The organism is Tolypothrix tenuis PCC 7101 (genome assembly GCF_963874875.1).
GTDB classification, from domain to species: domain Bacteria; phylum Cyanobacteriota; class Cyanobacteriia; order Cyanobacteriales; family Nostocaceae; genus Aulosira; species Aulosira tenue.
In genome coordinates this window covers 7,946,667-7,968,973 of the sequence record NZ_CAWNJS010000001.1, presented here as the reverse complement: position 1 = coordinate 7,968,973, position 22,307 = coordinate 7,946,667, and the positions used below count along the sequence as shown (strand labels likewise).

Annotated in this window: 22 protein-coding genes; 18 read left to right on the top strand and 4 right to left on the bottom strand. The window is 38.9% G+C overall.

The window, feature by feature from the left end:
• Nucleotides 1–31 precede the first annotated feature (31 nt).
• A complete protein-coding gene (locus tag AACU25_RS31440) occupies nucleotides 32–166 on the bottom strand; it encodes a hypothetical protein (protein WP_321206789.1) in 135 nt (44 codons plus the stop codon).
• An 81-nt stretch (nucleotides 167–247) separates the two neighbouring features.
• Nucleotides 248–1,153: an alpha/beta fold hydrolase gene (locus AACU25_RS31435; protein ID WP_096582405.1), complete on the bottom strand. Its 906-nt coding sequence runs from the start codon at nucleotides 1,151–1,153 to the stop codon at nucleotides 248–250.
• 1,050 nt (nucleotides 1,154–2,203) lie between these two features.
• Here AACU25_RS31435 and AACU25_RS31430 point away from each other — a divergent pair.
• From AACU25_RS31430 to frr, 3 genes are all read left to right on the top strand, one after another.
• Nucleotides 2,204–2,758, top strand: coding sequence for a thioredoxin family protein (locus AACU25_RS31430; protein ID WP_096582401.1), 555 nt, complete (start codon nucleotides 2,204–2,206; stop codon nucleotides 2,756–2,758).
• A 70-nt stretch (nucleotides 2,759–2,828) separates the two neighbouring features.
• Complete coding sequence (pyrH, locus tag AACU25_RS31425; RefSeq protein ID WP_096582399.1) at nucleotides 2,829–3,557, top strand: UMP kinase; 729 nt, start codon at nucleotides 2,829–2,831, stop codon at nucleotides 3,555–3,557.
• Entirely contained in the window at nucleotides 3,544–4,092 is a 549-nt protein-coding gene (frr, locus tag AACU25_RS31420; RefSeq protein ID WP_096582397.1) for a ribosome recycling factor, read from the top strand. Before pyrH ends, frr begins: the two co-directional genes overlap by 14 nt.
• A 117-nt stretch (nucleotides 4,093–4,209) precedes the next feature.
• Here frr and AACU25_RS31415 read toward each other — a convergent pair whose 3' ends face one another.
• Nucleotides 4,210–4,977, bottom strand: coding sequence for a pentapeptide repeat-containing protein (locus tag AACU25_RS31415; RefSeq protein WP_096582395.1), 768 nt, complete (start codon nucleotides 4,975–4,977; stop codon nucleotides 4,210–4,212).
• 372 nt (nucleotides 4,978–5,349) lie between these two features.
• On the opposite strand from AACU25_RS31415, the gene AACU25_RS31410 reads away from it, so the two are divergent.
• The 15 genes from AACU25_RS31410 (at nucleotide 5,350) to AACU25_RS31340 (ending at nucleotide 19,583) form a co-directional block, all read left to right on the top strand.
• On the top strand, nucleotides 5,350–6,543 hold the full coding sequence (locus AACU25_RS31410) for an FAD-dependent oxidoreductase (protein WP_096582393.1): 1,194 nt from the start codon (nucleotides 5,350–5,352) through the stop codon (nucleotides 6,541–6,543).
• Nucleotides 6,544–6,726: 183 nt separating this feature from the next.
• Entirely contained in the window at nucleotides 6,727–8,169 is a 1,443-nt protein-coding gene (locus AACU25_RS31405) for a glycosyltransferase family 87 protein (RefSeq protein ID WP_339382119.1), read from the top strand.
• A gap of 21 nt (nucleotides 8,170–8,190) precedes the next feature.
• Nucleotides 8,191–8,853, top strand: coding sequence for a TVP38/TMEM64 family protein (locus AACU25_RS31400; protein WP_096582389.1), 663 nt, complete (start codon nucleotides 8,191–8,193; stop codon nucleotides 8,851–8,853).
• Nucleotides 8,854–8,947: 94 nt separating this feature from the next.
• Nucleotides 8,948–9,892, top strand: coding sequence for a glycosyltransferase family 2 protein (locus AACU25_RS31395; RefSeq protein ID WP_096582388.1), 945 nt, complete (start codon nucleotides 8,948–8,950; stop codon nucleotides 9,890–9,892).
• A gap of 301 nt (nucleotides 9,893–10,193) precedes the next feature.
• Nucleotides 10,194–11,438 (top strand): ABC transporter substrate-binding protein, encoded by a 1,245-nt coding sequence (locus AACU25_RS31390; RefSeq protein ID WP_096582386.1) that lies wholly within the window; start codon nucleotides 10,194–10,196, stop codon nucleotides 11,436–11,438.
• Between the two features lie 7 nt (nucleotides 11,439–11,445).
• Complete coding sequence (locus AACU25_RS31385; protein ID WP_096582384.1) at nucleotides 11,446–12,396, top strand: branched-chain amino acid ABC transporter permease; 951 nt, start codon at nucleotides 11,446–11,448, stop codon at nucleotides 12,394–12,396.
• Between the two features lie 7 nt (nucleotides 12,397–12,403).
• Nucleotides 12,404–13,006: a Uma2 family endonuclease gene (locus tag AACU25_RS31380; RefSeq protein ID WP_096582383.1), complete on the top strand. Its 603-nt coding sequence runs from the start codon at nucleotides 12,404–12,406 to the stop codon at nucleotides 13,004–13,006.
• A gap of 5 nt (nucleotides 13,007–13,011) precedes the next feature.
• On the top strand, nucleotides 13,012–13,959 hold the full coding sequence (locus tag AACU25_RS31375) for a branched-chain amino acid ABC transporter permease (RefSeq protein WP_096582381.1): 948 nt from the start codon (nucleotides 13,012–13,014) through the stop codon (nucleotides 13,957–13,959).
• Between the two features lie 76 nt (nucleotides 13,960–14,035).
• Complete coding sequence (locus AACU25_RS31370) at nucleotides 14,036–14,818, top strand: ABC transporter ATP-binding protein (protein ID WP_096582379.1); 783 nt, start codon at nucleotides 14,036–14,038, stop codon at nucleotides 14,816–14,818.
• A 15-nt stretch (nucleotides 14,819–14,833) separates the two neighbouring features.
• Nucleotides 14,834–15,583: an ABC transporter ATP-binding protein gene (locus AACU25_RS31365; RefSeq protein ID WP_096582377.1), complete on the top strand. Its 750-nt coding sequence runs from the start codon at nucleotides 14,834–14,836 to the stop codon at nucleotides 15,581–15,583.
• A 21-nt stretch (nucleotides 15,584–15,604) separates the two neighbouring features.
• Nucleotides 15,605–16,168, top strand: coding sequence for a Uma2 family endonuclease (locus AACU25_RS31360; RefSeq protein WP_096582375.1), 564 nt, complete (start codon nucleotides 15,605–15,607; stop codon nucleotides 16,166–16,168).
• 18 nt (nucleotides 16,169–16,186) lie between these two features.
• Complete coding sequence (locus AACU25_RS31355) at nucleotides 16,187–16,603, top strand: DUF2262 domain-containing protein (RefSeq protein ID WP_096582373.1); 417 nt, start codon at nucleotides 16,187–16,189, stop codon at nucleotides 16,601–16,603.
• Between the two features lie 428 nt (nucleotides 16,604–17,031).
• Nucleotides 17,032–17,679 (top strand): histidine phosphatase family protein, encoded by a 648-nt coding sequence (locus AACU25_RS31350; protein WP_096582371.1) that lies wholly within the window; start codon nucleotides 17,032–17,034, stop codon nucleotides 17,677–17,679.
• An 89-nt stretch (nucleotides 17,680–17,768) separates the two neighbouring features.
• Nucleotides 17,769–18,821 (top strand): glucokinase, encoded by a 1,053-nt coding sequence (locus AACU25_RS31345; RefSeq protein ID WP_096582369.1) that lies wholly within the window; start codon nucleotides 17,769–17,771, stop codon nucleotides 18,819–18,821.
• Nucleotides 18,822–18,980: 159 nt separating this feature from the next.
• Nucleotides 18,981–19,583 (top strand): hypothetical protein, encoded by a 603-nt coding sequence (locus tag AACU25_RS31340; RefSeq protein ID WP_096582367.1) that lies wholly within the window; start codon nucleotides 18,981–18,983, stop codon nucleotides 19,581–19,583.
• Between the two features lie 566 nt (nucleotides 19,584–20,149).
• Here AACU25_RS31340 and AACU25_RS31335 read toward each other — a convergent pair.
• Nucleotides 20,150–21,892 (bottom strand): IS1634 family transposase, encoded by a 1,743-nt coding sequence (locus AACU25_RS31335; RefSeq protein WP_096573917.1) that lies wholly within the window; start codon nucleotides 21,890–21,892, stop codon nucleotides 20,150–20,152.
• Between the last annotated feature and the right edge of the window lie 415 nt (nucleotides 21,893–22,307).

Sequence of the window (22,307 nt, the reverse complement as noted above, 5' to 3'; positions counted from 1 at the left end):
ATTTAGACCTAACTTAATTATTTTCTAAAATTTACAAATTTTCGGCAGGCTGGAATAAAATCAGACTTTGTTGGGCATGGGGCATGGGGCATTGGGCATGATAATTGGTAATGGGTAATGGGTAATGGGTAATAGGTAATAGGTAATAGGTAATTGAATTTGTCATCTCCCTCATCCCCAGTCCCCAGTCCCCAGTCCCCAATCCCCAGTCCCCAATCCCCAGTCCCCAATCCCCAATCCCCAATCCCTAATTCTCCTCATACTGCGATCGCTCCCGTATCCAATCTAATAAAATCGGATTGACTAATTCTGGTGCTTCGTCTTGGGGACAATGTCCCACGCCTTCGAGGGGAATAAACTTTTGGACTTGGGGGTAGTTGGCTAATTCTCTACCTAAAGCTATTGGTTCCCAAGGGTCGGCTGTTCCCCAAATCATAATTGCTGGACAGGGTAGTACAGGTAAAAGGTCTTCTGGTAAGGGGCCTGTAGAATAACTGGTAAAAGCTAAGAATACTGCTACTGCGCCCGGATCTCTGGCAGGTGCAGTTAAAATATCTACTAACTCGTCTGTTACCGCTTCAGAATTAGCGTAGGCTTGCAACAAAATCTTCCGTACAGTTTTTGGTTTAGCAACTTGATTAAAAAAGAACTCGCCAATTGGTTTAATAGATAAGACTCGCTGAAGCAAGGGTGCGCCCACGCGACGCGACCAAGGTAAACTTACCCGTTTGCGATCGTGTAATAATCGCAATGAGCAGTTGAGCAATGCTACCCCTAAGGCTATTTCTGGGTTGCTTACGGCTGCTTGCATAGCCACAATACAGCCAATAGAATTTCCTACCAAAAAAGCGGGCCCACCTACCACCTCACGACAAAAATCTGCTACTTGCTGTCCCCAGTTTTCTAAGGTGTAGGCAATTTTTTCGCCTGGCTTGGGTTTAGCGGAACCACCAAAGCCAATTAAATCAATGGCATAAACACGGCAATTTGCAGCTAATACGGGGATATTGTGCCGCCAGTGCCACCAAGAGGCTCCAAAGCCATGTATCATCACAACTGCTGGCCCAGCACTTCCTTGAGTTTGATAGGAAATGGAAAATTCTTGCCAAACCCAAGTTTTACTTGCGGTAAATCCATTGATAGAAGTCTTCATAAGCAGTTTGTGAAATAGAACTTACTAAATGCTGGAACCTGACCTAGATTGTTTTGCCATTGCCATCTTTGTTGAATTTTTATAAAAATCTTGAAGTTTTGAAAATAATTAGATTCTATATGCAGGAGCAGAAAAAACACTGTGAAACCCTTAACAGACAGCATATTTTGCTGGTGACGGTGTACCGTTGTTATTGATGATACTTCATATTTCTTCATACTATAGATTGTTAGCCAGATAAATATTTCCTATCGTCTGGTCTATCAAAATTCTCCAGTTTGATATTAGAGGCATTACTTTAAGTGTAAGGGCTAATTTTTAACGTATCTAGTATTTACACTTAAATTATAAGTGTTTCTTAATACCTATTTTGTTGTATATTATTATTTAAAGGCATCAGTAAATTTTCATATTTTAAATTAGTTTATATTTATCTCTTGATAAATGAATATAATTATAAGCTTATACTTTCCTCAAAGCTTGGTTTAGTGATGGCAGATAAATAATTGAATTGCTTTTATGGTTGTACAGAGTAAAATGATGAGAACTTGTCATTTAAAGTCGTTACAGCTACGAGTATTGAAGCTAAATTTATATTATTTAGAAGTGCCATTAAGAAAATAGGAGATAGGATTTGATTTACCTGCAAGATGATTATTTGAATTTTTCGTAGATTCAAAGCAATCAATTACACCCAATAACTAAAATGATGGGGCTAATTTGACGAATATTGCTCTGACAAAGATTTTTGCCAATAAAAATAGAACCTGTAATAGCAGTTTCTAACTTGAGTTTCAGCCTTTAGCGGTTTAAACTGATCTGCACTGATTAGCTTTATTTAGTAATTACGTGAAAATTCTCATGTCATTAGCAAGAATTTATGGGAATGATTACCAGTAGTAGATTCAGTAGTTTCCCAATTTACGATAACTAAATTCATCTATAAAATTATTGCATATTAAGCATCTGCCAAGGAGTAGTTTGCAACTAGGAAAGTGACGCGAAATTTGACGAATTTTTTTTGTTGCTAGTACCTCCGTACCGAAAAAAATGACTATACTTGAATCAATTGATACTCCTGTTGGAAGCTATGCACCGGACTTTGAGTTGCCAGGGATTGACAATCAGGTACACCATCTGAGCCGTTACCTCAACAAGTTCCGTGCAGTTGCTGTAGTTTCAATGTCTAACCATTGCCCTTATGTAAGCTTATATTTAGGTAGACTGAAAAAGATGCAGGCAGAATTTGCCAACATCGGTTTTACACTGATTGGTATGAACGGCAGTGCAACTTTTGGGCATCCAACAGAAAGTTTTGACAATATGAAAGTTTTTTCCCAGCGTCACCAATTAAACTTTCCTTATCTGTGGGACCCTACCCAAGATGTTACTCGCAGCTTTGGTGCCAATAAAACACCAATGGCTTTTTTAATAGATAATACAGGTATTGTTTGCTACAAAGGCATGATTGACGATCATCCTGACAGCCCCCTAGGTGTTGGACAAGATTATTTAAAAAAAGCGATCGCATCGCTACTGAAAGGCCATAAAATATATCCACCAGAAACTGAGGCAGTAGGTACTTCAATAATGTGGCGTAACTAGACACAGATAGTCCCTGTACTGTTATCTTAAGTTGGAGGCAATTGCAACTTTTTCGACAAAGCGTAACTTCATGGGAACGAATTACCGACGGGTTTTACTTAAACTGAGCGGTGAAGCTTTAATGGGCAATATGGGCTATGGCATTGATCCAGAAGTGGTCAAGGAAATAGCGCAAGAAGTAGGAGAGGTGGTAGCCACTGGCGTTCAGATCGCGATCGTCGTTGGCGGCGGCAATATTTTTCGAGGCGTGAAAGCGGCTTCGTCGGGGATGGATCGGGCAACCGCTGACTACATCGGAATGATTGCCACGGTAATGAATGCCATGACGCTGCAAGATTCGTTAGAACGCATGGGGATACAGACTCGCGTGCAAACAGCGATCGCTATGCAAGAATTAGCTGAACCTTATATTCGTCGTCGTGCCATCCGTCATCTTGAAAAAGGGCGGGTGGTTATTTTTGGCGCTGGTTCTGGAAATCCCTTCTTTACGACTGATACTACTGCCGCGTTAAGAGCCGCAGAAATCGACGCAGAAGTGATTTTTAAAGCCACCAAGGTAGACGGAGTATATGATGCTGACCCCCATGTCTATCCTGATGCCAAACGTTACACCAGCCTCACCTACGCCCATGTTTTGGCTCAAGATTTGCGGGTAATGGATACTACCGCGATTGCCTTGTGTAAAGAAAATAATATCCCGATTCTTGTATTTGACTTAACGGTGCGAGGTAATATCCACCGCGCAGTCATGGGAGAATCGATCGGCACCCTTGTGGGAGGTTCTTGTGAAATTAGCTGAAGCTGAGAGTAATATGCAAAAGACTGTTGAGGCAACTCAACGGGCTTTTAACACAATTCGTACTGGCCGTGCCAATGCCAGCCTACTAGATAAGGTATTAGTAGAGTATTACGGTACGCCTACTTCCTTAAAATCACTGGCAAATATCAGTACACCTGATGCCTCAACCATTCTCATTCAACCTTACGATCGCAGTAGCTTGAATATTGTGGAAAAGGCAATTTCCCTGTCAGATGTGGGTTTAACCCCCAGCAACGACGGTTCTGTAATTCGGCTGAATATACCGCCCTTGACAAGCGATCGCCGTAAAGAATTAGTCAAAATTGCTGCCAAGTATGCAGAAGAAGGTCGTGTTGGTATTCGCAACATCCGCCGCGATGCTTTAGATTCTATTCGCAAACAGGAAAAAAGCGCAGAAATTTCTGAAGATGAAGCTAGAGACCAACAAGATAAACTGCAAAAAATAACTAACAAATATACTGCCAAAATCGACGAATTATTGGCAGAAAAAGAAAAGGACATTACGACTGTCTAGGGAAATGGTAATGGGTCATGGGTCATGGGTAATTGGGAAAATAACTCTTGACTCTTGACCATTAAAAACATCAAACCACAGATATTCATCGATTTTTATCGGTTTTTATCTGTGGTTTTAATTTGATATGCTTTGATTGTTGATAACCTGGGAAAATTCTGTATCTCGGAAGTTTGCCCCAGTGGTTATGGCATCATTAAGAATTGCGCCATTAAGCTTGGCTAAATAGAAGTTTGCCCGTTGTAAATTAGCTCCAGCAAGATTAGCACCAGATAAATTAGCTGCGCTGAGAATTGCTTCTTTTAGATTAGCACCGGAGAGGTTAGCCCCAGATAAATTAGCTGCACTGAGGATTGCTCCTTGCAGATTAGCACTACATAAATCAGCACCAGAGAGATTGGTTTGGTAAAGGTTTGTTTGTGCTAAATTTGCTTGAGCAAGTTTAACCCCACTGATATTTGTATGGCTCAAATCTAGTTGCTCATTTTCTAAATCTTGTTGAGGATTTCTGTTAGCAATAACTGTTAAAGCTGCTTGGATATCTGCACGTATTGTGGCGGTATTGCTTTTAATTTCTGTGTTAGGCAAACTAGAAGCATTATTTCGCACAAAATTAGTTAGAGCTTTCATTATTTGCCAGTGAAGTTTGGGATCTGCTTGGGCAATTTTGGCTAAATTATCAAATACAGCTAAACTAATTTCTAAGTTCTCTTGCTCAAGTTGTTCAATTGCTAATTTGAAACTCTCTTTGTTAGAAATATTAGTATTTGTTAAAATGTTTTGTTGATTATTACTTATCGCTAGAAAGATTCTCTCTAAGAAACTGATATTTTTAGTATTCCAATTTTTGGCATTTTGGTAAGCAGTTACAAATACTTTTAACATACCCAAGATAATTTTGAATAATTAAATATTCAGATAAAAAACAATATAACTGCTATGACATTATATCACTAATCTTTCAAAATGCTATTAATTGCTTTAATTTAGCAATAATCAGTAATATATATTAGGAATCATATGTATTTTTTTCAAATCTAGATATACCATTATTCCTGCTTATTTATTCCCTTTTCTCTTTCTAGATAAGTATTTTGAGTAATTGAGTCAGATTGCTATACGTAGTAAACCTAGTAAATTATTTCTTCAGAATAAATTTAATTGAGACCAGCAGAGAAGGGTAATTAGGTAGCTTAATTTCCGGTCAATCAATTTTGGATTTTAGATTTTAGATTAGACAAATACGAAACTAAGCAAATGCAGCCAAATAAAAAGCCTATATTGAAAAAGTTAGTATTGATTGGTGGTGGACACAGCCATGCAATTGTGTTGAAGATGTTTGGTATGAAACCTCTACCTGGTGTGCATTTAAGTTTGATTACTATGAACTCAGATACACCATATTCAGGAATGTTACCAGGACATATTGCTGGTTTCTACAACCACGAGCAATGCCATATTGACTTACAACAATTAGCTAAATTTGCTCAAGCACAATTATATATTGACCAAGTTGTAGGATTAGATTTGCAAAATAATCGAGTAATTTGTGCCAACCACCCACCGATAGAATTTGATATTTTATCTGTTGATATTGGCAGCACACCAGCCAAAATATCTGTATCAGATGGTGCAGAATATGTGATACCAGCGAAACCAGTATCAAAACTATTAGAACATTGGGATGAATTCCTCAAAAATGTCAAAGAAAATCCTCAAAAACCGATCAAGATTGCGATCGCAGGTGGTGGTGCTGGGGGTGTAGAGTTGGCGCTGGCGATGCAAGCACATTTACAGCAGATTGTGTCACAGTTGGGGATGCTGGAAGTTCATTTATTCCAGCGCGATCGCGAACTTATGCCTAAGCATCATTACTCAGTGCGGCAGTTAGTTCAGCAAATTCTCACCCAACGGGGGATAAAACTACATTTAGGAGAAACTGTCACTCAAGTTACACCTTTAACAGAGAAAAGAAATCCAGATATTTTGCAAATTAAATGTGACTCAGGGTTAACAGTAGAGTACAACAAAATATTCTGGGTAACCCAAGCATCTGCACCACAGTGGTTAAAAACAACTGGCTTGGGAACTGATGAGCAAGGCTTTATTTTAGTGGATGATACATTGCGATCGCTTACCCACCCTCATGTATTTGCCACAGGTGACATTGCCACAATGGTGAATCATACCCGTCCTAAAGCTGGGGTATTTGCTGTACGTCAAGGTAAGCCTTTGTTTAAGAATTTGCGGCGGTTTTTACAAGGTAAGCCTCTGCAACGCTATATACCCCAGAAGCAATATTTGAGTTTACTTGGTACAGGAGATGGAAAAGCGATCGCAACTAGAGGTGCATTTACCTTACCACCTCATCAACTATTGTGGTTTTGGAAAGATTGGCTTGATCGTCGCTTTATGGAACGCTTTAGTAGAGGGTTAAAAAATAAGGGCTAAGAAGTTTCCCTGACAAAAGAGTCTGACATTTGTTTAATCACGAACGGCAAATTTTTATAAATTGCTAGCAACTTTACTGATGTATGATATATGACTAAAGATTACAGTGTAAATATGTAAAAAAATAATTGTCCAATTCAATATTTTATGATTAGCTTGGGATTTTGGAATCTAATTATTGTGATGTTAGTAGCTTTAGTACTCAAACATAATTGGCGTTTAGATGATGAAAAAATCCTCTGGCAAGATTCAATTTTTTTACAAAACGGTTTTCTCCGTAAATTAATCAAATTTTGTCGGCAACCGATAGTTAATTTTGCTTTACAAGCAGTGATTGTATTGTTAGTTAGCAGATTAGTTATTTATACAGGTTGGTTAGTTTATTTACTCAATCAATCAGATCCACCTTTCTGGGATTTCAAATGGTTTTACACAGCAAGTAAGTTAGCTCATCAGCATTTAAGTCCCTTTAATCTAGATATTTTTCAACAGGGTTTTTGTACTTTCACAAAAGTCTGTGGTTCTATTCCTCCTTTTGTTTATCCACCTAATATTATTCCCCTAATTTGGTTTCTTGGTTATTTTCCGATTAATACTGCATTTACTATCTGGACGGTAATGCATTTAATAGCCATCGGATTGCTGCTATGGGGAGCAAATATACTTTTAGAGTCGCGATCGCCTGCTTTGCGAAACATTTGTACCATTGCAGTTGCCTTGCTCTTTGGCTTAATTTTTGATTTGCAAACTGGTAACGTTGCTACTTTTATTGCAGTACTTTTATTATGGATGTTGATTTTTGCTAAGAAAGATAGCAATATTGCAGGTGGATTTTGTTTAGGTATTGCCCTTTTTAAACCAACTTTAGCTATATTATTTATTCCTTATTTGTTGTTGAAAAGACGGTTTTCTTTGGTTTTAACCAGTCTGATTACAGCCAGTCTCCTGGGAATTATCGGTTTAGTATTGACAGGTAATTCTGTAACAGAGTTTCTTCAAGATGCAGCGCGTGGAGTTCCTTTGTGGCTGAACGATCCATCAAATAATCCTTATATTTCGATTAGCCGCATCGATTTAAGAGTTGTCGGCCCGAGATTTTTTCCGAATAACACGTTCTTAGCCAAACTATTTTCTGATTTAATTGTTTTGGTATTACTGGGCTTAGGATGTTGGTATTGGTATCAAAAACAATTGCAAACTGCCTGGTCAAAAACTATTTTCTTATCGGAAATAGCACTAATTTTCTGCTTAAGTATTGCTATTAGCTATTCACAGCCGACTAGTTCTGTAATGTTAGTACCTGCTGTGGTTTTTTTAATCAACGATTTACTGTTTCAAATCAGGTATAGTTCATTTTCATGGGGGAGAATATCTGTTTGGTTAGGAGGAATTGCTTGCCTGTTCATACAAACAAAGTTTATTAATGGCTGGTTACTTACCTCTTTAGCCAACAATTGGCAATGGAAAAAAGGTGAGTTACCTTACATTTTAAAAGTAACTATATTTACATTACCAAGTTATGCTGTTTTAGGAATAACCTTGAGTGTTTTAGTCTTAGCAATTACATCCCTACGTCAACTTAAGGCTGTTCGCGTAGCGTCTCCGCAGGAGAAGTATGAACTGTGAAGTATTAGGATTAGTTGATTGATGCTCAATTTTAAAACTAGTTTTATTTTATTGTTTGTGATTTGTTTGGTGGCTACAGGCGCAACAGCCTATTATTTAGGGGGAATTAATCCCGCCTTGATTCAGTCGTGGTTGAAAAACTCTGGAATTTGGGCACCTGTAACTTATGTTGTGATTTATGTGGTTGCTACAATTCTAGTTTTGCCTTCCACAGCCCTGAATTTAACTGGGGGAGCAATTTTCGGCCCTTGGCTGGGGACATTTTGGACAAGTGTAGCAGCAATTGTGGCCGCGATCGCTTCTTTTGTATTTGCCCGGACAATTGGGCATGATATGGTTGCTAAAAGACTGGCTGGACGTTGGCAAGCAATTGATGCAGAAGTGCAAGCAGGCGGAGTTTATTATATGTTTGCCATTCGCCTAGTGCCGATTATGCCCTATGGTTTGGTGAATTTTGCTGCTGGTTTGACTTCAGTTAGCTTTAAAGATTACTTAATTGGTACAGCTTTAGGAACCGTACCAGGGATATTACCATTTGTTTTGCTGGGTAGTTCTGGCATTAAAGCCATCCGCACCGGAGAAGTGTTACCACTGATTGGTGCTTTAGCCTTGCTGGGAATCCTAGTTGCGGGATCTACTTGGTATCGCCGTCGTCGTAGTTTTCCGTTTCGTCGCAAACCTTAATTACATGATGGAATTCAGGTAAACCTTTATTCCCAACTCTCTGTTCCCTGTTCCCTTTCTAAGCAAGTAATTTCAGGAATCAAACCGGATTTGTATGCTACCTAAGTATTCTTTTATAGTACCGATTTATAACGAAGAAGAAAATATAGAAGAAATGTATCGTCGCATTTCCCAGGTGATGGATCGGATGGATGGTGAGGTAGAGTTATGTTTGGTCAATGATGGTAGCCGCGATCGCTCTTTACAAATGATGCGCGATTTACATCAAAAAGATCCGCGTGTGGTTTACTTAAGTTTGGCGAGAAATTTTGGTCATCAAATTGCTGTGACAGCAGGGCTAAATTATGTGCGGGGACAGGTGGTTGTGATTCTCGATGCTGATTTACAAGATCCACCAGAGTTAATTCCAGACATGGTGGAAAAATGGCGACAAGGATATCAAATTGTTTATGCCCAACGCATCCAACGCCGCAAAGAAGGCTGGTTTAAGCGCTTTACAGCCTATGCTTTTTACCGCATTCTCAAACAACTTGCAGATGTAGATATTCCCACAGATACCGGGGATTTTTGTTTATTAGATCGTAAAGTTGTAGACTTATTAAATTCAATGCCAGAACGCAATCGCTACATTCGGGGATTGCGTGCTTGGGTTGGTTTTAATCAAATAGCTATTAAGTTTGAGCGAGATCCCAGGTTTGCAGGTGATGTGAAATATACATTTCGCAAATCTCTAGCATTAGCTATTAATGGACTCGTTTCTTTTTCTAAAGTACCGCTACGCCTATCAACTTATATGGGCTTTTTCGCTGCGCTAATTTCACTATTTATGAGTGTGATGGTTTTGTACTGGCGACTGATTCAACCCCATTCTCCTTTAACAGGAATGGCCATTATATTAATGGCTATTTTCTTTTTAGGCGCAGTGCAATTAGTTAGTATTGGTATTTTGGGCGAATATATTGGGCGGATTTATGAAGAGGTAAAAGAAAGACCACTGTATACTCTGGCAGAAATCGCAGGTTTTCATAAAGACAAATAATCAGCTAAAATCCACATTCATTGTATAAACAATTATTAAGGTTGCCCTTTGTTATTTGCCCTTTGTATTAACAAGGACAAATAACAGTCTCAAGCAAAGAATATGCAACACCAAATGCATTTTAGCTTACCCAAAATAATATCATCGCTATATCGCTATACACGCAAAGTTGGTGTAAGCAAACTGAGGCTTTTCGCCGGTAGCTGACTGGGGTATTGGCAAAACTGAACATATTACTATTGGAATCTGCATCTCCCTGTGGTCAAATAAAGAGGATTCCAAAAGACATAATTTTTCATCCATGAAAAAATCTGGTGCTTTAACAACTACATTTTTAGCCAGTGTTACCATGCTCCTCACAGCCTGTGGTGGTGGTAATAATGCTACAAATGTAGGCAATACTTCCCCAACTCAGACTGCAAATAATACTGGCTCAATAACAAACTCATCAGGTGCAATTCCTATTGGTATTGCTTTTGCTCAAACTAGCAATGTAGCGTTACTCGGTCAAGAACAAGTTGCTGGAGCGAGAATTGCTGAAAAGTATTTTAATGATAAAGGTGGTATTAACGGCACTCCAATTAAATTGGTGTTTCAAGATACTAGCGGTGATGAAGCAGGAGCAATTAATGCCTTTCAAACTTTAATTAATAAAGATAAAGTTGTCGGTATTGTTGGCCCTACTTTATCACAGCAAGCCTTTAGTGCTGACCCTGTTGCCGAGCGTGCTAAAGTACCAGTATTAGCAGCCTCGAATACTGCTAACAAAATTCCCGAAATTGGTGATTATGTAGCGCGTGTTTCTGCGCCTGTTTCTGTGGTAGCGCCTAATTCTATAAAAGCAGCACTCAAGCAAAATCCTAACATTAAAAAAGTTGCTGTTTTCTTCGCCCAAAATGATGCATTTAGTAAGTCAGAAACAGAAATTTTTCAGAAAACTGTTAAGGATCAGGGTTTAGAATTAGTAACAGTCCAAAAATTCCAAACTAGCGATACAGATTTTCAAAGCCAAGCCACAAATGCGATTAACCTGAAACCTGATTTAGTAATTATTTCTGGTTTAGCTGCGGATGGTGGGAATTTAGTTAGACAACTACGAGAACTAGGTTATAAAGGTTTAATTGTTGGTGGGAATGGAATGAACACTTCTAACATTTTCCCAGTTTGTAAAGCACTATGTGACGGTGTATTAATTGCTCAAGCATATAGCCCAGAACACCTTAGTGAAATTAACTCGACATTTCGTAAAGCCTATACTGAACAATTTAAAAAAGAACCACCGCAATTTAGTGCCCAAGCTTTTGCCGCAGTCCAAGTTTATGTAGAAGCACTCCAAGCTGTAGATAAAAACAGCAAAGTGAATAAATTAGCCTTGCCACAATTGCGGAATGAATTAAATAAACAGATACTAGCTGGAAAATACAATACCCCACTCGGAGAAATTGCTTTTACTCCTGTAGGTGAAGTTGTGCAGAAAGATTTTTATGTAGCCCAAATCAAAATGGATAAAGATGGTAGTCAGGGTAAATTTGCATTTCTGAAATAGTTAATTTATGACTTTGACTCTGTTCCTACAACAATTTTTAAATGGGTTATCCATTGGCAGCGTTTATGCAATTTTCGCCTTAGGATATACCCTGGTTTATTCGATTTTGGGCATCATCAATTTAGCTCATGGTGCAATATTTACTCTGGGTGCATATTTCACTTATGCACTCATGGGTGGTACCTTTGGATTTAATGGCTTACTCGCGAATGCTACCCTACCAATAAAATTACCATTTGCGATCGCCTTAATTTTGGGCAGTAGTATAGCCGGTTTGGTGGGGATCGCGATGGAACGGATCGCTTTCCAACCCTTGCGCCGTAAAGGTTCTGACCCCTTACTCACGGTAGTTTCTAGCTTGGGTGTGGCGGTGGTAATAGTTAACCTCATCCAATATTTAGTAGGTGCGGAAAGTTATACATTCCCCGCAGATGCTTACGGAAGTTTACCTGCTTCGATTAATTTTGGTAGCCCAGAAAGCCCAATTCCCATTCGTAGCGTCCAGATAGTGATTTTTGCGGTATCTGTAGTGATTGTGGCAATTCTTACCTATTTTATTAACAGTACTAAATATGGTAAGGCAATGCAGGCGATCGCAGAAGATGCAACTACCGCCAGTTTGTTAGGAATTAATACCGATGGCTTTATTGTGCTGACATTTTTTATCAGCAGTTTTTTAGCAGGTTTGGCGGGAACTTTAGTCGCTTCTAGTGTGAGTATTGCGGGGCCTTACTTTGGTATTGCTTTTGGTTTAAGAGGTTTAGCAGTTATTGTTTTAGGCGGTTTGGGTAGTATTCCCGGTGCAGTACTAGGCGGTTTAGTTATTGGCTTAGTGGAAGCATTTGTTCCTGGTGAATATTCTGGTTATAAAGATGCTGTCGCATTTGCAATTTTGTTTGTCATGCTATTAGTTAGACCCCAAGGTTTACTCGGACGGCGATTTATTCAGAAGGTTTAAATACTGTATGACAACATTTACTAAACAGAAATTAACTTTTGAGCAATTTCTTGAACAATGCTCAGAAGAGGGTTTTTATGAACTGGTGAATGGAGAAATTGTAGAAGTGCGTTCAACTAGAAATCATGATGATGTTGCCGATTTCATTGCTGATTCATTCAAAGATGAAATTAAACGGCTGAATTTCAATTATGTAGTCAAAAACACAGCAGTATTTAAAACTAGAACTGCGGAAGGCATAGAACAAGGACGGAAACCTGATGTCAGCGTCATCAATAAAGATATATGGCGCGCAAATCGCAATGCTTATTCAGCACTGGAAGAACCTATTCAGTTAGCTGTAGAAGTAACATCAACAAATTGGGAAGATGATTACATTGATAAATTGGATGAATATCAACGGTTGGGTATCAAAGAATATTGGATTGTTGATTATTTAGCAATTGGGCTAAGAGAATATTTAGGTAATCCTAAAGTTCCGACTGTGTTTATTTTTCTCTTAGATGCTAATGGCAAATACCAACGTACTCAATTTAGAGGTGCTGAAATAATCGTATCAGCGACTTTTCCCGAACTCACCTTGACAGCAGAGCAAGTACTAACAGCATAATTACAATGTTTCCCAATGAATTTCTCTCAACCTACGCTTCGTTAATTGTCTCTATGGTATTAGGGGCATTATTAGGGCTATCACTTTATCTCCCTTTAATGACTGGACAATTATCCTTAGCTAGCCCTGGATTTTATGCTTTAGGTGGATATATTGCTGCTATTTTATCTACCACAGTTTTTGCATCTAATAATAGTTCATTTCCTATCCCGCTATTATTATTAGAAATGTTAATTGCTGGTGTCGTGTCCGGTTTATTGGGCGTAGCTGTGGGAATTCCCGCGTTACGATTGCGAGGAATTTATTTAGCGATCGCCACAATTGCTTTTGTAGAAGTTCTGCGAGTTATTTCCCTTAATTTGGAAATTACAGGTGGCGCTGTGGGAATTTTTGGTATCCCTCAACCCTTCCAAAGCCAAATCGAATATTTATGGATTGCTTTGCCATTACTAATAATTGCAATGGTAATGTTTTACCGTCTGGAACGGATTAAGGTAGGTAGGGCATTTACTGCAATTAGAGAGGATGAATTAGCAGCCGGTTCAATGGGAATTAACCCTACATACTACAAGGTTTTAGCATTTACATTAGGTGCAATTTTGGCAGGTGTGGTTGGTGCAGTTAGCGCTCATTTCCTCAATACTTGGAATTCTAGGCAAGGGACTTTTGATGCTAGTATTATCTACCTAACTTTTGTATTAATTGGTGGTTCCAGAACTTTCTTAGGTTCAGTGGTAGGCGGGATGGTATTTACAGCTTTACCGGAAATTCTCCGAGGAATAGCTGATACAGGGGGATTACCAAATTGGTTAGCACAATTCCTCAGAGACGGGAGATTAATTATTTTTGGTTTACTGATTGTAGTGGGAACAATCTTTTTCCCTCAAGGTTTGGTGACACCAGATATTTTTAAAAAAGGCAAGTTGCAAAAGAAGCAAAAAATTGATGCATAAACGTGCAATAAAATATGCTCAAAATACCAGATATTTTTAATTATCATAACTAGTTCATAGCTCCTAATCTCTAAATATGCAAACAGCCGATAACAATAGTATTGTCCTAGAAGCCAAATCTTTAACTCGCCGATTTGGTGGTTTAGTGGCTGTCAATAATGTATCTTTTGCAGTCAAAAAACACGAGATTTTTGGATTAATTGGCCCTAATGGCGCAGGTAAAACTACATTATTTAATCTGATTACTGCTTTAATTCCGCCTTCGAGTGGAGAATTAATTTATCAAAATCAAAATATTTCGCAACTCCGTCCACATAAAATAGCAGGTTTAGGGATTGCGCGGACTTTTCAAAATATTCGCCTGTTTGGTGAACTGTCAGCTTTAGAAAATGTGATTGTTGGCAGGCATTTACATACTAACAGTAGTATGATTAAAGGGGTTTTAGGATTACCACCCGCACCAAGTGAAGAATCTAAAAGTAGACAACAGGCTTTAGAATTATTGGAGATGGTGGGATTAAGCGATCGCGCCCAGGAAAAAGCCAAAAACTTTGCTTATGGCGATCAACGTCGCTTGGAAATCGCCCGCGCTTTAGCTTTAGAACCGCAAATCTTACTCCTCGATGAACCAGCAGCGGGAATGAACCCCAGCGAAAAGCAGCAACTCAGCGAATTTATCCGCAATCTCAGGGAACGCTTCAACTTAACGATTGTGCTGATTGAGCATCATGTACCCTTAGTGATGGGATTGTGCGATCGCATTGCTGTTTTAGATTTTGGACAATTAATTGCTTTGGGTGAACCAGCTATAGTGCGGGATGATCCAGCAGTAATTGAAGCTTATTTGGGAAATGCATGAGGATTTTAACCGCAGATGAACGCAGATGAACGCCGATATGTAAATGATAAAGAAGATTTTACGATTTTAGATGTTAAAGACCTTGATGTTAATTATGGCGGTATTCAAGCGCTAAAAAATATCAATTTGACAATTAAAAAAGGTGAAGTAGTTACCTTAATTGGTGCGAATGGTGCAGGTAAAACTACAACTCTCCGCGCTATCTCGAAAATTGTCAATCCTAAAAGCGGTCAAATTATTTATAGTGGCAGAAATATTACTCGCCGCCAAGCTTATGAGGTGGTGAAATTAGGTGTCGCCCATTGTCCGGAGGGACGGAGGGTGTTAGCAAGGCAAACAGTTTTAGATAATTTATTATTAGGTGCTTATATTCGTAACGATCAAGCAGGGATTAAAGCAGATATTCAGCGTCAATATGAGTTATTTCCTCGGTTAGCCCAAAGACGCAATCAACTAGCAGGAACTCTTAGCGGTGGCGAACAACAAATGTTAGCGATCGCTCGTGCTTTGATGAGTAAACCACAACTCCTGCTTTTAGATGAGCCTAGCTTAGGTTTAGCCCCTGCAATTGTTAGAGAAATTTTTACTATTATTGAAAATCTCCGCGCTACTGGTGTAACAATTTTGTTAGTAGAACAAAACGCTAATTTAGCTCTGCAAATTGCTGATAGAGGATATGTTTTAGAAGCTGGTTCTATTACTTTAACAGGTGCAGCTTCAGAATTATTGACAGATGAGCAAGTTAAAAAAGCTTATTTAGGGTAAAGATTTGGGAGGTCAAAATATATGGTACATTCACCAACTAAAACCCTGACTCTAGAGGAGTTTTTAAAACTCCCAGAAACGAAGCCAGCTAGTGAATATATTAATGGACAAGTTATTCCAAAACCTATGCCACAGGGAAAACATAGTATACTTCAGGGTGAACTAGTCAGTTCTATCAATGCATTGGTAAAGCCTCAGAAAATTGCCCTAGCTTTTCCTGAATTGCGGTGTACATTTGGCGGACGTTCAATTATTCCAGATGTTGCTGTGTTTGCTTGGGAAAGAATTCCTTTGGATGCAAGCGGAGATATAGCAAATGTATTTGAGGCGTATCCAGATTGGACAATTGAAATTTTATCACCTGACCAAAGTCAAACGAAAGTAACAGGCAATATTTTGCATTGTCTTAAGTATGGTAGTAGTTTAGGTTGGCTACTAGATCCAGATGAAAAATCTGTTTTAGTCTATCCTCCAAAACAGCAACCACTACTTTTACAAGAAGAAGATGAAATATTACCAGTTCCAGAATTAGTGAAAAATTTTCAATTGACTGTAGGGCAATTATTTGGCTGGTTAAAGCTATAGAATAATGAGCAATAGCCAATGCCTGAACAAAAAATTCAAAATGATATTTTAGGTGAATTAGTTTGGAATAGTAAGCTTCAATGGTGGTCTAATCAAGTTGAAATTATCCCAGGCAATATTGTAAATTTGAGTGTTGATATTGACGATACAGAAATACCTGCTTGCCATTCTTTTACCAGAATTCAAGCACAAGAAATCAATCTTCGCCGTTTTGCAGCTAACCAACTTCTAGAACGATATAATAAGCACTGGAATAATGGTACAGAAATTGACTGCTTAACTTTTATAGAACTAATAAAATTGGTATCAGTTCATATTAATACTGACGGTAGTGCCGACCTTTTTTATGATGATGGTGAGCTATTTGGCGGTCATACAATTATTATCTCTATTGATTGTAACGGAGCTTGTGAAGACGCTCAAATCGCAGGCTAATATTGCGTGTATAAAAATTAAAATTTCTTCTTAGCTCTTACTTGTAAACACTTCTGATTGCTAATTCTTGAGCCAAAAGTAATTAATTTATCTTGTGATTTCTCTATCTCTATTATCCCTTTTCTATACATAAGGGTAACAATTTTTCATGGGAACTATTCTCTGTTCTTGCTTGTAAGAAAAATTGATACATCTTTAATCTTCTGCAAGTGATACCAATTTGAAAAAAGAATGCGACAGATTGTAGGGGCAAGGCACTGCCTTGCCCTCTAGAATACATTGATTTGTCGAAAACATTATTTGAATTGGTATGAATTAAGTTTTTACAAAAGATTACAATATTTATCATATATTTAGATTGTTAGCCTGATTGTTAAGTATCTATCTTTGTATAGATGCGAATTTTATTAGCATAAATTACTAAATCTATGAGCCAAATTATCTGGATTGCAAGACACGCTAACCGCCTCGACTTCGTTAACCCTGATTGGTTCCTCACTGCTGAACGACGCTACGATCCACCTTTATCTGACGATGGTTTTATTCAAGCCAAGCAGCTAGCTAACCGCCTCAAACAAGAGAAAATCAGTCAGATTTTCGCTTCTCCTTTTCTGCGAACAGTGCAAACAGCCAATGCGGTTGCTCAAGCGCTAGATTTACCGATTAAATTAGAAACTGGTTTGAGTGAATGGCTAAATCCTGCTTGGATGACAGAAGAACCACAAAGGCTGTCAACGCCAGCATTAGCAGAATTATTCCCCAGAATTGATGTGAGTTATACGCCACGGATTGCTGCCAAATATCCCGAAACTAAAGAACAAGTAAGGGCACGTTCGGGACAAACAGCTAGATGTTTAGCAGTGGAAAATTACCCACAGAACATTTTATTAGTAGGGCATGGTGCTTCTGTATTAGGGGCAGCTATGGGTTTAGTAGGAGAAATTGCTCAAGCTGAAGTTAAAGCTTCTTTATGTTCTTTAGTAAAAGTAGTGCTTCAAGACTCAGAATGGTTGTTAGAGCTGAAGGGCGATACTTCTCATTTAATGGAAGTAGAGGAAGTAATTCGATTTGTTTAAATCCCTAAGAGGATTTAAAAATCCTCGCTTCCGCTAATCTAGATACATTGCCATTTACTGAGAAAGTTACTAATTTACTGATAAGTTTTATGACATTATTACTAGCGGGAGATATTGGCGGCACAAAAACTATTCTGCGGTTGAGTGAAATAGCAGACTCACCAGGAATTACGGAGTCAGCAGAGGCACAGGCTTTACGCAATATTTATGAGGAAACTTTTCACAGTCAGGATTTTCCTGATTTAGTGCCTATAGTTCAGCAGTTCCTCGTTAAAGCCAAGTCCGCAACACCACAAAAGGCTTGCTTTGCGATCGCAGGGCCAGTGGTTCATAATACTGCCAAGCTGACAAATTTAGCTTGGTATTTGGATAGCGAACGTCTACAACAAGAACTGGGAATTGCTTCGGTTTCGCTAATTAATGACTTTGCAGCCGTAGGTTACGGCATTTTTGGCTTAAACAGCAAACATTTGGTGACTTTACAAGCTGGGAAGCCAAAACACGAAGCACCGATTGCCATTATTGGTGCTGGTACGGGATTAGGACAAGGCTTTTTAATTAAGCAGGGAGAACATTATCAGGTTTTTCCCTCAGAAGGTGGACATGCCGACTTTGCGGCGCGTAACGAGTTAGAATTTCGACTGATGAAATACTTGCTGGATAAACATGACATCCAGCGCGTTTCTGTAGAACGGGTAGTTTCTGGATTGGGAATCGTCTCGATTTACCAATTTTTGCGCGATCAAAAAGTTGCTGTGGAATCACCAGATATCGCTCAAATTGTGAGAACCTGGGAACAAGAGGCAGGAAAGCTAGAGAAAAGTGTCGATCCAGCTGCAACTATTGGTATTGCTGCCCTACAAAAACGCGATCGCCTTTCGGAACAAACTATACAATTATTTGTGGAAATTTATGGTGCAGAAGCCGGAAATCTCGCCATTAAACTTCTACCTTATGGCGGGTTGTATATTGCTGGTGGTATTGCTCCCAAAATTCTGCCTTTAATGCAAGAGGGTAGTTTCCTGTTAAACTTCACCCAAAAAGGTAGGATGCGTTCTCTCCTCGAAGAAATACCGATATATATTATTCTCAACCAACAAGTAGGACTAATTGGTGCTGCTTTATATGCAGCTAGGTTATAACAGCTAGTACCACTAGGCGGAATTTAAAATTCTTTCATTCAAAATTCAAATTTCCCAAGGCTTGCTTTATCAGCTTTTGTTGTCTTTTGAATCTGAACTTTATTTCCGCTTTGCTGTACTAGCAGCATCAGTGATATCCGCATCTCTGAAGCAAAAACTATGACAATCAAATTTTTATTGCCCTTATTTGCCGCCACACTTGTGTGTAGCGGATCTTTGTTGGTAGATGCAAGTCAACCCAAGCCAAAGGTTACTCCCGCTAAAGCCACAGTTACTCAACCTGTGCAGCCACAATGGAAGGTGTATACAGGCCCAGATGGACGCTTTAGCGTGTTAATGCCAGGAATCCCCAAAAGAGATACTCAATCGCAAAAAACCTATATGGGGAAAATCAACCTAGAAATATTTATCGCTCAACCACCAAAACAGGAAGTAGCTTATGTAGTTACTTATAATGATTTCCCCTATAGTTATGGTGAATTGGCAAACCCGCAAGCCGTACTGAATAATGCTAGAGATTTGGCTTTAAAAACTACGAAAAGCAATTTAATTAGCCAACGAGATATTCGTAGTACAAATGGTCACCCAGGAAAAGAAATTGAGTATATCAATTCTGGTGGTAAAGTCACTAAAAGTAGAATGTATTTTGCTGAAGGGCGCTTGTATCAAGTGATGGCAATAACTACCAGAAAACAACGCCACGGTTTAGCTAAAACCATTAATGGCTATTTAAATTCCTTCAATGTGGTTTTAAAAGCTTGACCTTGATATTCACAAACTCATTAATTAGTATTTGATACCCTCACGGGTATCAATACATAAGCAAAGCTTGATCAGCAGATATTAGTTATACCAATTTGAAAAAAGAACGCGACAGATTGTAGGGGCAAGGCATCCATTGGTATCAATTTAAAGTGAAATCCGCTCTTGTGCAAGGTTTCGCCCTCACCCCCAGCCCCTCTCCCACGGGGAGAAGGGAGCCAGAGATTTAGTTCCCCTTCTCCTGCGGGAGAAGGGGTTAGGGGATGAGGGCGCGAGGTATTTGTACAACGCCCGCCCTATATAGTTTTTAGCTTAAGTTGACACCAATGGGCACTGCCGTGCCCCCATTCATCTATGGCATTCTTTTTTCAAAATAGTACTAAACTTAAAACAACAAGTCCATAGCATTTGAATGTATGACGAATCGTGAAGAACTGATTCAGGAAATAGAACAAGCTCCCGATGATATAGTTCAGTCAGTGCTAGATTTTTTAAACTGAACTTCCCCCTTTGACAAAAGTTGTATGCAATGCATAGCAAGGGATTTCAAGAATTTAGTTGCGGGTTTACTGGGTACAAATCAAGGAAACGCCAAGCAAATCTAAAGCTTTTTGTTGTAATTGAGTCGGTTCAGTAATCTTGTCAAAAATGATGTCACTAGCTCCCTGAAGAGTAGATTGGATTTGATTTTTAACAATAGTGCCTAAATCAGCTAATAAAGTTTGGAAACTATGAACTGGCAAATTATCTTCAGTACGTTTGGTTTGAGCTTTAGCTAAAGTTTTATCACTTTGAGCAGCACAAACAACAGATATTTGTTTGAGTTCAGCGGATTCCCAATCATCTTCATCAAAAAGAATTGGAGATAAAACTTCTCGCATATGCCATTCGACATAATAAGCTAACATACATAAAAACACATGTGCTTTAACTCTTTGACTTGTATGATGATAAATAGGACGTATTTTTAAATCAACGGTCTTAAAACTGCGAAAAGCTTGTTCAACTTGTGAAAGGCTCTTATAAGTCTTAACAGTTTCTTTGGCTCCTAAAACTTCGGGTTTTACAGAAGTACGAATCACATATAACCCATCAAGTGCAGCTTCGCGTTCAATACTTTGTGCATTACGTTCATAGCTAAAACTATCCGCTTGAATATCTACGCTAAAATGCTTCCCTACCTTGTAACGATTGAGAACTTGTCCAACTTTCAAGCCAATATTCGATTCCCCTTTTAAACGACGTTTTTCTCTAGTTGTCGCCACCACAATTTTGTCTAATTCTTTTTGTGTTGCTTGCAATAGTTCTTCTCTAGTTTTGGCTCTATCTGCTGCCAGGATAGGATTACGGCAAGCAATCAGCCTTTCTCCTGGATAATCATCAGATGATATTTCAGCGAGATTGTGTTCATCAAATAAAGATAGTTGAATACTGTCTTGCTCAACCAGAGAACGGATTTGAGTCGAACGCAAAGCACTTATCCAGTCTACTGAACCTGCTGTTTTCAAATCTTCTTTAATACTTGTCGAAGTAATTATTCCTCTATCCCCAACCCAAATTACCTGTTTGATACCAAATCTATCTCTAAGTTTTTTGATTTGAAGAGTAAATGTTTTTGGGTCAGCAGTATTCCCGGAAAATACTTCTATTGCTATTGGACAGCCTTCTTGACTACAAAGTAATCCAAATACTATTTGTAATTTACCTCTTTTGCCATCACGGTTATAACCGTACTGAGCTAACGGACAAGTTTTTCCCTCGAAATAACTACTCGATACATCGTAAAGAACCAATGTTCCTTCGGCTAGATGCTTGGCTGCCAAGTTATTTTCAATTGTTTCTTGTTTGTCCAGCAACCAATCCATTGCCTGATATAATTCGTCTTCATCTGCGCCTTCTAGCCTCAATATTTCTCCAATGCTAGAGAAGCATGTTTCATCGCTGAGTCCTCTGGCTGTGGCTAGCTTTGAACGTGGGTCGATGATCCGCGCTACTATCATCGCCAATACTAATCTTCTTTCCCTGGTATTTTCTTCACTAATTAGGTTATGCAAACCAATATTTTTTAAGCTTCCCAATACTGCTGCCACATGACCGTGAGGACGACTACGGATGATCTTAAACGCTGATGGCAAGCTTTCAATTGCCACTCCTCCTTTCAATAAAACTTGCAACCCATTTACAGCCGAATCAGGTAATTTTGAGAGGTTTGCTAGGGTACGTTTGCGGACTTTATTTCCTTCACGATACGACTCGCGAAGTAGTACGGCAGGAGGAGAGTTTCTGTTAGGGACACGTTCTATATACATGTCTACAATTGTCCGATTTTATTGCCCTCTATAATCTAAAAATAATCTTAAATTACATGGGTACAAGCGTTCTCCAACAAAAGCCTGTATCCAAAGCAATACAAGCCTTTTAGGTCTGTTTAGTACATTTGCACAGGGGGAAGTTCAGTTTAAATAGAGTAAAAGCTACACGCAAAATTCATCCCCTCGCCAAATTTGCAGGCATTTTAAGTGATGTTGAAGCAGAAGAAATAAGACAGTCAATAGTAGCAGAATGTCGGCAGGTTGATATAAATGAGTGGTGAGATTGCTCTGGATGGTGTTAGAGCGTTGGTAATTGGTAGTACGCAAATACTAAAACGCGATCGCATTCTCTTCACTACAACCAAAATGCGATCGCTATTGAGATAGTTGAAAAATTCATCAGAGGTGGGTG